The 12,790-nt window shown below is 63.9% G+C and carries 14 protein-coding genes and 1 other RNA gene; 6 read left to right on the forward strand and 9 right to left on the reverse strand.

Annotated features, from left to right (window positions below; translation table 11 throughout):
* The first annotated feature begins 17 nt into the window (after window positions 1-17).
* The gene (locus IF690_RS28550; protein ID WP_202698315.1) at window positions 18-1,157 is read left to right on the forward strand and encodes a DegT/DnrJ/EryC1/StrS family aminotransferase; all 1,140 of its coding nucleotides are present in this window, start codon (window positions 18-20) and stop codon (window positions 1,155-1,157) included.
* A gap of 64 nt (window positions 1,158-1,221) precedes the next feature.
* Here the strand turns inward: IF690_RS28550 and gcvH are convergent, their stop codons facing one another.
* The 8 genes from gcvH to IF690_RS28590 all read right to left on the reverse strand — a co-directional run bounded on the left by gcvH (window position 1,222) and on the right by IF690_RS28590 (window position 10,197).
* Entirely contained in the window at window positions 1,222-1,605 is a 384-nt protein-coding gene (gene gcvH / locus IF690_RS28555) for a glycine cleavage system protein GcvH (RefSeq protein WP_202698316.1), read from the reverse strand.
* Between the two features lie 52 nt (window positions 1,606-1,657).
* Complete coding sequence (gene gcvT / locus IF690_RS28560) at window positions 1,658-2,740, reverse strand: glycine cleavage system aminomethyltransferase GcvT (RefSeq protein ID WP_202698317.1); 1,083 nt, start codon at window positions 2,738-2,740, stop codon at window positions 1,658-1,660.
* Between the two features lie 156 nt (window positions 2,741-2,896).
* Window positions 2,897-4,513, reverse strand: a complete 1,617-nt coding sequence (locus IF690_RS28565; RefSeq protein WP_202698318.1) for an ABC transporter permease — start codon at window positions 4,511-4,513, stop codon at window positions 2,897-2,899.
* 94 nt (window positions 4,514-4,607) lie between these two features.
* A complete protein-coding gene (locus IF690_RS28570; RefSeq protein WP_202698319.1) occupies window positions 4,608-5,609 on the reverse strand; it encodes an extracellular solute-binding protein in 1,002 nt (333 codons plus the stop codon).
* Window positions 5,610-5,754: 145 nt separating this feature from the next.
* Window positions 5,755-6,972: a 2-octaprenyl-3-methyl-6-methoxy-1,4-benzoquinol hydroxylase gene (locus IF690_RS28575; RefSeq protein WP_202701767.1), complete on the reverse strand. Its 1,218-nt coding sequence runs from the start codon at window positions 6,970-6,972 to the stop codon at window positions 5,755-5,757.
* A gap of 121 nt (window positions 6,973-7,093) precedes the next feature.
* Window positions 7,094-8,281, reverse strand: a complete 1,188-nt coding sequence (gene ubiH, locus IF690_RS28580) for a 2-octaprenyl-6-methoxyphenyl hydroxylase (RefSeq protein ID WP_038574913.1) — start codon at window positions 8,279-8,281, stop codon at window positions 7,094-7,096.
* Window positions 8,278-9,612: a Xaa-Pro aminopeptidase gene (gene pepP / locus IF690_RS28585; protein WP_202698320.1), complete on the reverse strand. Its 1,335-nt coding sequence runs from the start codon at window positions 9,610-9,612 to the stop codon at window positions 8,278-8,280. Before pepP ends, ubiH begins: the two co-directional genes overlap by 4 nt.
* A 27-nt stretch (window positions 9,613-9,639) precedes the next feature.
* A complete protein-coding gene (locus IF690_RS28590; RefSeq protein WP_009051406.1) occupies window positions 9,640-10,197 on the reverse strand; it encodes a YecA/YgfB family protein in 558 nt (185 codons plus the stop codon).
* 139 nt (window positions 10,198-10,336) lie between these two features.
* Here IF690_RS28590 and IF690_RS28595 point away from each other — a divergent pair, with 139 nt between their 5' ends.
* The 4 genes from IF690_RS28595 to IF690_RS28610 all read left to right on the forward strand — a co-directional run bounded on the left by IF690_RS28595 (window position 10,337) and on the right by IF690_RS28610 (window position 11,798).
* A complete protein-coding gene (locus tag IF690_RS28595; protein ID WP_007911197.1) occupies window positions 10,337-10,546 on the forward strand; it encodes a TIGR02449 family protein in 210 nt (69 codons plus the stop codon).
* Window positions 10,543-10,866 carry a cell division protein ZapA gene (locus tag IF690_RS28600; protein ID WP_007926742.1) on the forward strand — a complete coding sequence of 108 codons (324 nt, stop codon included), beginning with the start codon at window positions 10,543-10,545 and terminating at the stop codon, window positions 10,864-10,866. Before IF690_RS28595 ends, IF690_RS28600 begins: the two co-directional genes overlap by 4 nt.
* A 24-nt stretch (window positions 10,867-10,890) precedes the next feature.
* Window positions 10,891-11,069, forward strand: a non-coding RNA gene (gene ssrS / locus IF690_RS28605) — 6S RNA.
* 120 nt (window positions 11,070-11,189) lie between these two features.
* The gene (locus IF690_RS28610) at window positions 11,190-11,798 is read left to right on the forward strand and encodes a 5-formyltetrahydrofolate cyclo-ligase (RefSeq protein WP_202698321.1); all 609 of its coding nucleotides are present in this window, start codon (window positions 11,190-11,192) and stop codon (window positions 11,796-11,798) included.
* A gap of 34 nt (window positions 11,799-11,832) precedes the next feature.
* Here IF690_RS28610 and IF690_RS28615 read toward each other — a convergent pair whose 3' ends face one another.
* Complete coding sequence (locus IF690_RS28615; RefSeq protein WP_202698322.1) at window positions 11,833-11,976, reverse strand: hypothetical protein; 144 nt, start codon at window positions 11,974-11,976, stop codon at window positions 11,833-11,835.
* A gap of 195 nt (window positions 11,977-12,171) precedes the next feature.
* Here IF690_RS28615 and IF690_RS28620 point away from each other — a divergent pair, with 195 nt between their 5' ends.
* Window positions 12,172-12,621, forward strand: a complete 450-nt coding sequence (locus IF690_RS28620) for an EVE domain-containing protein (protein WP_202698323.1) — start codon at window positions 12,172-12,174, stop codon at window positions 12,619-12,621.
* The last annotated feature ends 169 nt before the right edge of the window (window positions 12,622-12,790 follow it).

A 12,790-nucleotide genomic window follows, 5' to 3' on the forward strand; every position in this document is an offset into this window, starting at 1 on the left:
TCGGGTACCCCATCGTCATGAGCCAGCTGCCTTTCCTGCCGTTCTCCAAACCCACCATCGATGAAGCCACCATCGCCAGCGTCGGCGAAGTCCTGCGTTCGGGCTGGATCACCAGCGGTCCCAAGGTCCAGGCCTTCGAAGCGCAACTCTCGCAGTACTGCGGCGGGCGCCCGGTGCGCACCTTCAATTCCGGCACCTGCACCATGGCGATCGCCCTGCGTATCGCCGGCATCGGTCCTGGCGACGAAGTCATCACCACGCCGATTTCCTGGGTGGCCACGGCCAACGTGATTCTCGAAGTGGGCGCCACCCCGGTGTTCGCCGACATCGACCCGGTCACCCGCAACATCGACCTGGCCCAGGTGGAAGCGGCCATCACGCCACGGACCAAGGCGATCATCCCGGTGTTTCTCGCCGGCCTGCCGCTGGACATGCCACGCCTGTATGCCCTGGCGCGCAAACACGGCCTGCGGGTCGTGGAAGACGCCGCCCAGGCGCTGGGCTCAAGCTGGAACGGCGAGCGCATCGGCGCCGGCGGCGACCTGGTGTCTTTCAGCTTCCAGGCCAACAAAAACGTCACCTGCAGCGAGGGCGGCGCCCTGGTGCTGAACACTGCCGAAGAGGCCCGCCTGGCTGAGAAGTACCGCCTGCAGGGCGTGACCCGCCACGGCTTCGATGGCCTGGACGTGGACGTGCTGGGCGGCAAATTCAACATGACCGACGTCGCGGCCGCCATCGGCCTGGGCCAGTTCGCCCACCTCGAAACCCTCACCGCTCACCGCCGCGAGTTGGCCCGGCACTACTTCGAATGCTTTGGCAGCGACTTCGAAGCCCGCTACGGCGCGCAATTGCCACCGGCAGACTTCAGCAACAGCAACTGGCACCTGTTCCAGCTGGTACTGCCGGAGCGGCATGACGGCAAACCAGCGCGGGCGACCTTCATGGAGCAGATGCAGGAACGCGGGATCGGCATCGGCTATCACTACCCGCCGATTCACTTGCTGAGCCTGTACCGCGAGCGCGGCTTCAAGGAGGGCATGTTCCCGGTGGCGGAACGGGTGGGACGCCTGATCGTCTCGTTGCCGATGTTCACGGCCATGACCAAGGACGATGTAGAGCGGTCGGTGGCGACCGTAAAGGAAGTGTTGCAGCGGTAAAGGCAATTGCCAGCCGGCCCGCTCCGGCAAAGGGAGCGGGCCGGCTGGCAATCGATGCAAGGCCTTATTCGCCGATGGCGGCCCGGTACCCGGCAGCGTCCAGCAGCTTGTCCAGGTCAGCGCCATTGCTTGGCTTGAGCTTGAAGATCCAGGCGCCGTACGGGTCGCTGTTGAGCAGCTCCGGGCTGGCGCTCAGCTCTTCGTTGACCGCGATCACTTCACCGGCCACCGGGGCGTAGATGTCGGAAGCGGCCTTCACCGACTCCACCACACCGGCCTGGTCGCCAGCGCCGAAGACATTACCGACTTCGGTCAGCTCGACGAACACCACATCGCCCAGGGCTTCCTGAGCATGGTCGCTGATGCCCACGGTCACGGTGCCATCGGCTTCCAGACGGGCCCACTCGTGACTTTCGGCAAAACGCAGGTCAGCAGGGATATCGCTCATGTTCTGTGTCCTCAAGAAGAAATGTCAGCGGTAGATCCCGCCGGAAATTAAGTTAGATCAAGGTTTTGCCATGACGCACGAAGGTCGGTTTTACCACCCGGACCGGGTACCACTTGCCACGGATTTCCACTTCTGCACGGTCGGCGGTAGCCATGGGCACCCGTGCCAGGGCGATCGATTTGCTAAGCGTAGGAGAGAAACTACCACTGGTGATCTCCCCTTCGCCAACATCGGCGATGCGCACCACCTGATGGGCACGCAGCACGCCGCGTTCTTCCAGCACCAGGCCGACCAGTTTGTGCTTCACCCCACCCGCGCGCTCGGCCTCCAGCGCGGTGCGCCCGATGAACTTGCGCGACGCCGGTTCCCAGGCAATGCTCCAGGCCATGTTGGCCACCAGCGGTGAAACCTCCTGGTGAATGTCCTGGCCGTACAGGTTCATGCCGGCCTCCAGGCGCAGGGTGTCCCGGGCGCCGAGGCCGATCGGCGAGATGCCCGCGCCGACCAGATCGTTGAAGAACCCCGGGGCCTGGTCGGCCGGCAGGACGATTTCCAAGCCATCCTCACCGGTGTAGCCGGTGCGCGCGATGAACCAGTCGCCATCGGCCTGGCCTTCGAAGGGCTTGAGTTGCTGGATCAGCGTGCCGCGCGACTGGGTCACCAGCTCGGCGATCTTGTGGCGGGCGTGGGGCCCCTGGATCGCCAGCATCGCCAGCTCGGAGCGTTCGTGCAGTTGCACCTGGAAAGCACCCAGTTGCGCCTGCATCCAGGCCATGTCCTGGTCACGGGTGGCGGCGTTGACCACCAGCCGGTAACCGGCGTCGGTGCGGTAGACGAGCATGTCGTCGACGATGCCGCCGTGCTCGTTGAGCATGGCGCTGTACAAGGCCCTGCCGGGGCTTTGCAGGCGTTCGACGTCGTTGGCCAGCAGGTGCTGGAGCCATGCCTTGGCCTGGGGTCCGTCGACATCGATCACGGTCATGTGGGATACATCGAAAACCCCGCAATCGCGTCGCACCTGATGGTGCTCCTCGACCTGCGAGCCGTAATGCAGAGGCATATCCCAACCGCCAAAATCGACCATCTTCGCGCCCAGGGCGAGATGAAGGTCATACAGAGGCGTGCGCTGTCCCATGGGTTTCTCCTTCCGGGCGTGGCGAAGGTGCGGGCGGTCGCCGGATGAGCTGGAAGCCTTGAAATAGATGGCTCTCAGACAATTCAAGAGACCCAATCAGAAAGATCGACCGCACCGAATGCCGCGCATTGTAGCCGCAAGGTGTGACACTGGCACCTAACCGATTCGATGAGCGGAGCGTCGGATCAGTCCGATCACCGGCAGCAATCCCACCAGGACCAGGGTCAGGGCCGGCAACGCGGCACGCGCCCATTCACCCTCGCTGGTCATCTCGAAGATCCGCACCGCCAGCGTATCCCAGCCGAACGGGCGCATCAGCAAGGTGGCGGGCATTTCCTTGAGCACATCGACGAACACCAGCAACGCCGCGCTCAGGGTGCCGGGCAGCAAAAGCGGCAGATACACTTTGAAAAACAGTCGTGGTCCACTGACCCCCAGGCTGCGCGCCGCTTCCGGCAACGAGGGGCGGATCCGCGCCAGGCTGCTTTCCAGCGGCCCGTAGGCCACCGCGATAAACCGCACCAGGTAGGCCAGCAGCAACGCCGCCAGGCTGCCCAGCAGCAACGGCTTGCCCGCCCCCCCGAGCCAGCCCGACAGCGGTATCACCAGCTCGCGGTCCAGGTAGCTGAAGGCCAGCATGATCGACACCGCCAGCACCGAGCCCGGCAAGGCGTAACCCAGGTTGGCCAGGCTGACGCCGGAACGGATCGCCCGGGTCGGCGCCAGGCGTCGGGCGAACGCCAGCAACAGGGCCACGCTGACCGTGATCAAGGCCGCCATGGCGCCCAGGTACAGGGTGTGCAGGATCAGCCCGGCATAACGCTCGTCGAGGTCGAAACGGCCACGTTGCCAGAACCACACCACCAGTTGCAGCACCGGGATGACAAAGGCGCAGGCGAACACCAGCGCACACCAGCCCGTGGCCGCCAAGGCCTTGATGCCATGCAGGTGGTACAGCGCCTTGCCCCGCGGCCGCTCGTGACCCGAGCGACTGGCGCCGCGGGCGCGACGCTCGCCGTACAGCACCAGCATCACCGCCAGCAGCAACAGGCTGGCCAGTTGCGCAGCGCTGGACAGGCTGAAGAAGCCATACCAGGCCTTGTAGATGGCGGTGGTGAAGGTGTCGAAGTTGAACACCGCCACCGCGCCGAAGTCCGCCAGGGTTTCCATCAGCGCCAGCGCCACACCGGCGCCGATGGCCGGCCGCGCCATGGGCAAGGCCACGCGCCAGAACGCCTGCCAGGGCGTCTGCCCAAGCACCCGCGCGGCCTCCATCAGGCCCTTGCCCTGGGCCAGGAACGCGGTGCGCGCCAGCAGATACACATAGGGATAGAACACCAGCACCAGGACCAGGATCACCCCGCCGGTGGAACGCACCCGCGGCAGGCGCAGGCCCGTGCCGAACCATTCGCGCAGCAGGGTCTGCACCGGGCCGGAAAAGTCCAGCAGGCCGACAAAGACAAAGGCCAGCACGTAGGCCGGAATCGCAAAGGGCAGCATCAGCGCCCAGTCCAGCCAGCGCCTTCCGGGAAACTCGCACAGGCTGGTCAACCAGGCCAGGCTCACGCCCAGCAGCGTCACGCCCATACCGACGCCCAGCACCAGGGTCAGGGTGTTGCCCAACAGGCGCGGCATCTGGGTCTCCCACAGGTGCGACCAGATCTGCTGGTCGACCACCTGCCACGATAGCAGCAGCACACTCAGCGGTAGCAACACCAGGGCGGCGACGGCAAAAACCAGCGGGTACCAGCGACGTTGGGCGGGATGGGCCACGAAAGACTCTCGAACGAGAAGGATCAATAAAAGGCAATTGCGAACCGGCTAAACAAAACGCCCCGCAAAGGCGGGGCGCAGTATAACCAGCGGATCAGTTCCAGCCAGCACGGTCCATCAGGCGAATGGCCTCGGCCTGGCGCTTGCCGGCGACTTCCACCGGCAGGGTATCAGCCACGAACTTGCCCCAGGCGGCCACTTCGGCGGACGGCGGCACGCTAGGGTTGGCCGGGAACTCCTGGTTCACGTCGGCGAAGATCTTCTGTGCTTCCTCCGTGGTCATCCACTCCACCAGGGCCTTGGCGGCTTCCGGGTGCGGTGCGTGCTTGGTCAGGCCGATGCCCGACAGGTTGACGTGCACGCCGCGGTCACCCTGGTTCGGCCAGAACAGCTTGACCGGCAGATCCGGCTTCTGCTTGTGCAGGCGGCCGTAGTAGTAGGTATTGACGATGCCCACGTCGCACTGGCCGGCGTTGATCGCCTCGAGCACCGCGACGTCGTCGGAGAACACGTCGGTGGACAGGTTGTTGACCCAGCCCTTGACGATTTCTTCGGTTTTCGCCGCGCCGTGGGTTTCGATCAGGGTCGCGGTCAGCGACTGGTTGTAGACCTTCTTCGCCGTACGCAGGCACAGGCGGCCTTCCCACTGCTTGTCAGCCAGGGCTTCGTAGGTGCTCAGTTCGGACGGTTTCACCCGCGCGGTGGAGTAGGCGATGGTCCGCGCCCGCAGGCTCAAGCCGGTCCAGGCGTGCGAGGCGGCGCGGTACTGCCGGGGGATGTTGGCGTCGATCACCTTGGAGGTGAACGGCTGCAGGATGCCCATCTGCTCGGCTTGCCACAGGTTGCCGGCATCGACGGTGAGCAGCAGGTCGGCGGTGGCGTTCTCGCCCTCGGCCTTGATCCGCTGCATCAGCGGCGCTTCCTTGTCGGTGATGAACTTCACCTGGACCCCGGTTTTCTGGGTGTAGAGATCGAAGACCGGCTTGATCAGCTCGTCGATACGCGAGGAGTAGACCACCACTTCGTCGGCGGCCTGGACAGTACCGCCAATGAGGGTGAGGGCCAGGGCGGTCAGTAGACGCTTCGGTGCCAACATGGGAGCAGTCTCTCGAAATCAAAGGGAAGTAAATGATAAAGACTACTATTTAGCTTCTCAAACTGAACCGAAGGCCGAGGCGTTACGAGATGTTGCTGACGCATCGGCAGCGCGGGATTCAAGCGTGAGTTGCAAGCAGGCTTGCTCAGGCCTTGGCCAGTTCCGGCAAATCCCCGGTGAGGCCCAACGCCTGACGCACGAACAGCGCCTTGGCTTCGGGCATCTGGTCGACCATTTTCAGCCCGGTGTTACGCAACCAGCGCAGCGGCAGCGGATCGGCCTGGAACAGCCGCTCGAAGCCCTCCATCGCCGCCATCAGCGCCAGATTGTGCGGCATACGCCGCCGCTCGTAACGGCTGAGCACCTTGCTGTCGGCCAGGCGTTCGCCGCGGCTGGCGGCCTGCAGCAGCACCTCGGCCAGCACCGCGGCATCGAGGAAGCCCAGGTTGACCCCCTGCCCGGCCAGCGGATGGATGGTATGGGCCGCGTCGCCGATCAGGGCCAGGCCCTCTGCCACATAACGCTTGGCATGACGCTGGCGCAACGGCACGCAGAGCCGCGGATCGGCGCTCAACACCGCGCCCAGGCGACCTTCGAAGGCGCGCTCCAGCTCTCGGCAGAAGTCGCTGTCGTCCAGCGCCATCAGGCGTTCGGCCTCGCTGGGCGTGGTCGACCAGACGATCGAACACCAGTCATGCTGACCGTCGCGCGCAAGCGGCAGGAACGCCAGCGGACCGTTGTCGGTGAAACGCTGCCAGGCGGTCCTCTGGTGCGGCTCGGCGCAGCACACACTGGTCACGATGGCGTGATGCAGGTAATCCCATTCGCGAGTGGCACAGCCGGTCAGGCGCCGCACCGCCGAGTTGGCGCCATCGGCGGCGACCACCAGCGGTGCGCGCAGGCTGCGGCCATCGGCCAGGGTCAGCAACCAGTCGTCGCCGGAACGGCGCATCTGTTCCAGGCGCGCGTTGGCCAGCAGGCCGATGTCGCAGTTGTGCAGGCGCTCCAGCAGCGCGTCCTGGACCACGCGGTTTTCAACGATGTGGCCCAGCGCCTCGGCATGTACGCTGGCGGCCGAGAAATGAATCTGCCCGGTGCCGCTGCCATCCCAGACCTGCATCTCGGCATACGGGCTGCTGCGCCGCCGGGTCACCCCTTCCCAGACACCCAGGCGCTCGAGAATCCGCTGGCTGGCCGCCGACAATGCACTCACCCGCGGTTCGAACGGCGCTTCGCTGTCGAAGGGCTTGACCTTCAGCGGGCTGCCGTCGAGCAGCAGCACTTCCAGGCCGCTGTCCTGCAACGCCAGCGCCAGGGCGCTCCCGACCATTCCGGCCCCGACAATCAGCAGATCTGCACGCATTTCCATGCTTTAAGCCTGTCTCGCTTGCGGCTTGAGCCGCACGTAAAGGGTTTTGTCGAACCGCGCTACCTGGCTGCCGACACTGTGCTGGATTTCCATGCCCGGTCGCGGGCTCAGCCACTCACGCATCGGGACGGGTACCCAGGCCCATGGCCTGCCGGGCGAACCAGCGCTTGGCCGGTGGCAGCAGGTCCAGGCCCAGCAGCCCGATATTGCGCCCCAGGGACACCAGCGGCAGCTTGCTGCCGAACAGCCGGGTGACCTGGTCGGAGAAGCCGACGGTCAGATCCTGGTCCAGACGCTGCCGCTCGCGGTAGGCCTGCAAGATACTGAAATCGCCGGGTGGCGTCGGGCTGACCAGCAAGGCATCGGCCAGCGCCTGTGCGTCGCGCAACGACAGGTTGAAACCCTGCCCGGCAATCGGGTGCAGGCTATGGGCGGCGTTGCCCAGCACCACCAGGTGAGGACGCACCTGTTCCTCGGCCTCCACCAGCGACAACGGGTAAAGATGCCGCGCGCCAACCTGTTTCAGGGTTCCCAGGCGATAACCGAATATCCCCTGCAGTTCGCTGAGGAAGCTGCGTTCATCCAGCGCGGCCAGGCGCTGCGCGTCCATGCCCAGACGGGTCCAGACCAGCGCGCAACGGTTCTCCGGCAGCGGCAGCAGGGCCATCGGGCCGTCGTCGGTGAAGCGCTCGAAGGCCATGCCGTTATGGGCTTCGCTCGGGGTGATATTGGCGATCAGCGCGCTCTGGTTGTAGGGGCGTTTTTTCACCCCGATGCCCAACTGCTCGCGCAGCCCGGAGCGACCGCCGTCGGCCAGCACCGCCAGCTCGCAGTCCAGGCTAGTTTCATCGTTGAGGGTCAGGCGGTAGCCGTCTTCCAGCGGCTCCATGCGCGTGACTTCGGCCGGGCAGCGCCAACTCACCACGTCCTTGTCCAGCCCCTGCCAGAGGCACTGGCCGAGCCAGGCGTTTTCCACCACATAACCCAGGGCGGGAACGCCCTCCTCCATGGCCGACAGCCGCGCGGTGGAAAACCGCCCACGGTCGGAGACATGGATCTGTTTGATCGGCTCGGCGCGGCGGGAGATTTCCTGCCACACACCCAGCCGTTGATAGATCTGCCGGGCGCCGAACGACAGCGCCGAAGAACGCGCGTCGTAGCTGGGCTGATAGGTATCGCCCGGAGCGAATGGCTCGATCAGCACGATCTTCCAGCCGCGCTCCTTGGCGCCGGCCTGCAAGGCCAGGGCCAGGCTGGCACCGACCAGGCCACCGCCGATGATCGCCAGATTGACCCGGTTCATGCTGCGTGGCTCCGTGCGGCGGCCATCAGGGCCTCGATCTCGGCCACGGTCTTCGGCACGCCACCAGTGAGAATTTCACAGCCTTGCTTGGTTACCACCACGTCATCCTCGATGCGCACGCCAATGCCGCGCCATTTCTTTGCCACGTTCTGATTGTCCGGTGCAATGTAGATACCCGGCTCGACCGTCAGGGCCATGCCGACTTCCAGCACCCGCCATTCGCCGCCGACCTTGTACTCGCCGACATCATGCACATCCATGCCCAGCCAGTGGCCGGCGCGGTGCATGTAAAACGCCTTGTAGGCTTCGCTGGCGATCAACTCGTCCACCTCGCCTTCGAGCAACCCCAGCTTGACCAGCCCGGCGGTGATCACCCTGACGGTCGCTTCGTGAGCCTGGTTCCAGTGCTTGTTCGGCGCGATCTCGGCAAAGGCGGCCTCCTGGGAGGCCAGCACCAGCTCGTAGATCGCCTTCTGCTCGGCGGAGAACTTGCCGTTCACCGGCCAGGTGCGCGTGATATCGCTGGCATAACAATCAATCTCGCAACCGGCGTCGATCAGCACCAGGTCGCCGTCCTTGAGCAACGCGTCGTTCTGCTGGTAATGCAGAATGCAGCTGTTGCGCCCGGCAGCGACGATCGAGCCGTAGGCCGGCATCTTCGCTCCGCCCCGGCGGAACTCGTAGTCCAGCTCGGCTTCCAGGCTGAACTCGTACAGACCGGGCCGGCTGGCCTGCATGGCCCGAATATGGGCCTGTGCGGAAATCCGCGCGGCCTCGCGCATCACCTTCACTTCCGCCGCCGATTTATACAGGCGCATGTCGTGCAGCAGATGATCCAGGGCAACGAATTCGTTCGGTGGCTGGGCCCCCAGGTGCGCCTTGGAGCGGATCACGTTGATCCATTCCATCAGGTGGCGATCGAACTCGGGGTTGCTGCCCATGGCCGAATACACCCGGTCGCGGCCTTCGATAAGGCCCGGCAGGATGTCGTCGATATCGGTAATGGGGAAGGCGTCGTCGGCGCCGTAATCGCGAATCGCGCCCTCCTGGCCAGCCCGCAAGCCGTCCCAGAGTTCACGCTCGGCATTACGTTCGCGGCAGAACAGGATGTACTCGCCATGCTCGCGACCGGGCATCAGCACGATCACCGCCTGGGGTTCGGGGAAACCGCTGAGGTACTGGAAATCGCTGTCCTGGCGGTAGACATGCTCGACATCGCGGTTGCGGATCGCCACCGCGGCAGCCGGCAGGATCGCGATGCTGTTGGGTTCCATCTGCGCCATGAGCGCCTTGCGGCGGCGGGTGTATTCCGATTTCGGGATATGGATCATGGGCAGACGGATTTCCCTATCGAACGATCAATGCAGAGAAGGCTTGGCGGCCGGTTCAACCGTCTTGTTGGTCTCGGTGAACAGCAGCAGCGGGGCGACCCGCAGGTATTCCATCACTTCCATGTAGTCGCTTTCACCGTCGTCGGACTCTTCCAGTGCGTCCTGCACCTGGGCAATCGCCGCAAGGTCTTGCAACACTTCCGTGGCCTCGGCGCTCAGGGCGCTGCTGTCGCGGGAGTTCAGGCCGAAGCCGGTGAGGAAACCCTGGCACCATTGACCCAGTGCCGCGGCGCGCTCGGCCAGCGGGGCGTCGTCGGTGGGCAGCAGCAGAACGACGGTCATGTCGTCGCTGGTCAGCTCGCCCTTGACCATTTCCTGCAGGCCGATCAAGGCGTTGCGAACATTGTCCTGCGGCTCGCCCTCGAGCAGCTCGGCGGCGTCGATCAGCCAGCCGTCGACCTCGAAGCCGGCGCCGGCGCAGCTGCGCCCCAGCAACAGGCCATGCAATTCGGCGGGCGAGACAGGGTGACCGCTGCTGCTGAGCAGGGTGGCGAAGGCGTTGTACGGGGAATTCTGAATGGGCATGGGCAGCTAGGCGCCAAGCGGCGCAATGTCTAGAATGGAGGCCTTGTATCCTAGCATCGGCAGACGCGCCAAGACCATCGAGGCCGTCAACTCGTTTGCCCGGCAGTTGCCACTCATCAGACAAACCCAGTGGGATCCAATGGAAGACACCGACCTGCAAGCGCTGATGGCTAGACTCGAACTGCTAATTGGCCGAGTCGAGCAACTAAAGAGTCAAAACGCACTCTTATTAGCTCAGGAAAAGACTTGGCGCGAGGAACGCGCGCACCTCATTGAAAAAAACGAAATCGCCCGGCGTAAGGTCGAATCGATGATTTCGCGCCTCAAGGCCCTGGAGCAAGACTCATGAGTTCAAGCAATAGCGTTACCGTGCAGATCCTCGACAAAGAATATTCGATCATCTGCCCCCAGGAAGAACGTAGCAATCTGGTGAGCGCCGCCCGGTACCTGGATGGCAAGATGCGTGAGATCCGCAGCAGCGGCAAAGTCATTGGCGCCGATCGTATCGCCGTGATGGCCGCCCTCAATATCACCCACGATCTGCTGCACAAGCAGGACCGCCCTGACGTGCAAGCCAGCGGTTCGACCCGCGAACAGGTGCGCGATCTGCTCGAACGCGTGGATCTGGTGCTCGCCACCGACACCGATACAACCAAGGCTGATTCCTGAGGGTGGTTGCGGTATAATCCCCACCACTCCCTGGGGTGCTTGCCAGTTGGCGATGTCCCTGAGCCGATTCGCACTACCCTGGAAGTTGCACGTTGGGCCGGTGTGCATGTCCGCTAGACGGAAAGCCTTAACGCCTACTGCATCTTCCGCCTTGAACTTTCGGGTTCAAGGGCTAAGTCGACAGCGGTTCATCCGGGGAGCCTGAATTCCAGACCAATGCCAGCTATGCAAATAGCTGGCATTGTTTTTTTCGGCTCCGTTTTTTTCGGTTCAGGGTTATTTGGTACGCTGTCCTGCCGTACCCCACCCGGACCCGAGCGACCATGACCGAACCGGCGCCGCTTTCCCGCCCGCAACTTCGACGCATACTGCGCAAAGCCCGCCGCGCCCTCACCGCCAGCGAACAACGCCAGGCCTCTCGAGGGCTTTACCGGCAACTGGCGCAGCATCCGCTGTTCCGCCGCGCCAGGCACATCTCCCTTTACCTGCCCATGGACGGTGAAATCGATCCGCGCCCGCTGCTGCTTGCCGCGCAACGCCGGGGCAAGGCGACCTATCTGCCGGTACTCAGCGCCTGGCCACGGACCAAGATGGTGTTTCAGCGCGTTCGCCCCGGGGAGAAACTGCGTCCCAACCGCTTCCGCATTCCCGAGCCACGGAAAAGCCTGGCCCGGCAACGCAAGGTCTGGGCGCTGGACCTGGTGCTGCTGCCGCTGGTCGGCTTCGATGAGGCGGGTGGGCGCCTGGGAATGGGCGGCGGCTTCTATGATCGCAGCCTGGCCTATCTGGCTCGGCGCAAAAGCTGGCGCAAGCCAACGCTGCTGGGGTTGGCCCATGAATGTCAGAAAGTCGCGAAACTGGATCAGGCGAGCTGGGATGTGCCACTGCAAGGAACGGTGACGGACAAGAAATGGTATTTCGCGAAGAAATAGGCGCCACCGGGAGAGAGCGGCGCCTTGGAAGGAATCAGCGCTTGTAAGGCTGCTGTTGCGCGAGCTCGACCGGAGCATCGGTCTTGTTGGCCCACAGGCTCTGCGCATAACCGGTTGTCACTACGCCCAAACCGAACAAAATAACCAAAATCCATAGTAAATCCGGTTTGCGTTGCATCGATTGCCCCCCTCAGGCAAATCACACACGATGACAGCGACGGTGTCCATAACAGGCCGTGCAGCAGCGTCAAGCTTAAAATCCCGGCATTCTGCGATAACGTGAACCGACACGCAAATGCTGACGTCAACCGACTGTCGGTTTGTCATAAAATCGCCCGACAACTTGCCCACGTCCCTCTGGAGAGCAAAGAAAATGGCCTATTGGTTGATGAAATCCGAACCGGAAGAACTCTCGATCGAGGGCCTGGCACTCAAGAAACAGGCGCGCTGGGACGGCGTACGCAACTACCAGGCGCGAAACTTCCTGCGAAACATGGCGGTGGGTGACCAATTCTTCTTTTATCACTCCAGCTGCCCCGAGCCGGGCATTGCCGGGATCGGCCAGATCATCGAGGCCGCCTATCCCGACCCGACCGCCCTGGAACCGGAAAACCCGCATTTCGATCCCAAGGCCAGCGCCGAGAAAAACGCCTGGAGCGCTGTCGACGTCGCCCATGTCGATACCTTCCCCAAGGTGCTGCGCCTGGATTATCTGAAGCAGCAAACCGCCCTCGCCGAGCTGCCTCTGGTGCAGAAAGGCAGCCGGCTGTCCGTGATGCCGGTGACCGCCGAACAGTGGGCGGCGGTGCTCGCGTTGCGCTGAACAGGCCGCCAGCGATACTCAGGCAGGCATCGCGCGCACAACGTACTAGGCTTGCCCGTTCATTTGACAGACATCAAGTCGCCCAGCGGCTTGAGCCACCAGACTAGGGCCTGTACGAAAAGTAGGCGAGCGAAGGTCAGGCAAGGCAAAAACAGGCGAGGAACGGCCG

The organism is Pseudomonas sp. SK3(2021) (genome assembly GCF_016772375.1).
Classification (GTDB): domain Bacteria; phylum Pseudomonadota; class Gammaproteobacteria; order Pseudomonadales; family Pseudomonadaceae; genus Aquipseudomonas; species Aquipseudomonas chlororaphis_I.

Excerpts from the sequence above, each read along its gene's own strand:
- IF690_RS28550 (WP_202698315.1), top strand. The coding sequence starts at position 18 with ATGAGCCAGCTGCCTTTCCTGCCGTTCTCCAAACCCACCATCGATGAA.
- gcvH (WP_202698316.1), bottom strand. The coding sequence starts at position 1,605 with ATGAGCGATATCCCTGCTGACCTGCGTTTTGCCGAAAGTCACGAGTGG.
- gcvT (WP_202698317.1), bottom strand. The coding sequence starts at position 2,740 with ATGGGACAGCGCACGCCTCTGTATGACCTTCATCTCGCCCTGGGCGCG.
- IF690_RS28570 (WP_202698319.1), bottom strand. The coding sequence starts at position 5,609 with ATGTTGGCACCGAAGCGTCTACTGACCGCCCTGGCCCTCACCCTCATT.
- IF690_RS28575 (WP_202701767.1), bottom strand. The coding sequence starts at position 6,972 with ATGCGTGCAGATCTGCTGATTGTCGGGGCCGGAATGGTCGGGAGCGCC.
- ubiH (WP_038574913.1), bottom strand. The coding sequence starts at position 8,281 with ATGAACCGGGTCAATCTGGCGATCATCGGCGGTGGCCTGGTCGGTGCC.
- pepP (WP_202698320.1), bottom strand. The coding sequence starts at position 9,612 with ATGATCCATATCCCGAAATCGGAATACACCCGCCGCCGCAAGGCGCTC.
- IF690_RS28590 (WP_009051406.1), bottom strand. The coding sequence starts at position 10,197 with ATGCCCATTCAGAATTCCCCGTACAACGCCTTCGCCACCCTGCTCAGC.
- IF690_RS28595 (WP_007911197.1), top strand. The coding sequence starts at position 10,337 with ATGGAAGACACCGACCTGCAAGCGCTGATGGCTAGACTCGAACTGCTA.
- IF690_RS28600 (WP_007926742.1), top strand. The coding sequence starts at position 10,543 with ATGAGTTCAAGCAATAGCGTTACCGTGCAGATCCTCGACAAAGAATAT.
- IF690_RS28610 (WP_202698321.1), top strand. The coding sequence starts at position 11,190 with ATGACCGAACCGGCGCCGCTTTCCCGCCCGCAACTTCGACGCATACTG.
- IF690_RS28615 (WP_202698322.1), bottom strand. The coding sequence starts at position 11,976 with ATGCAACGCAAACCGGATTTACTATGGATTTTGGTTATTTTGTTCGGT.
- IF690_RS28620 (WP_202698323.1), top strand. The coding sequence starts at position 12,172 with ATGGCCTATTGGTTGATGAAATCCGAACCGGAAGAACTCTCGATCGAG.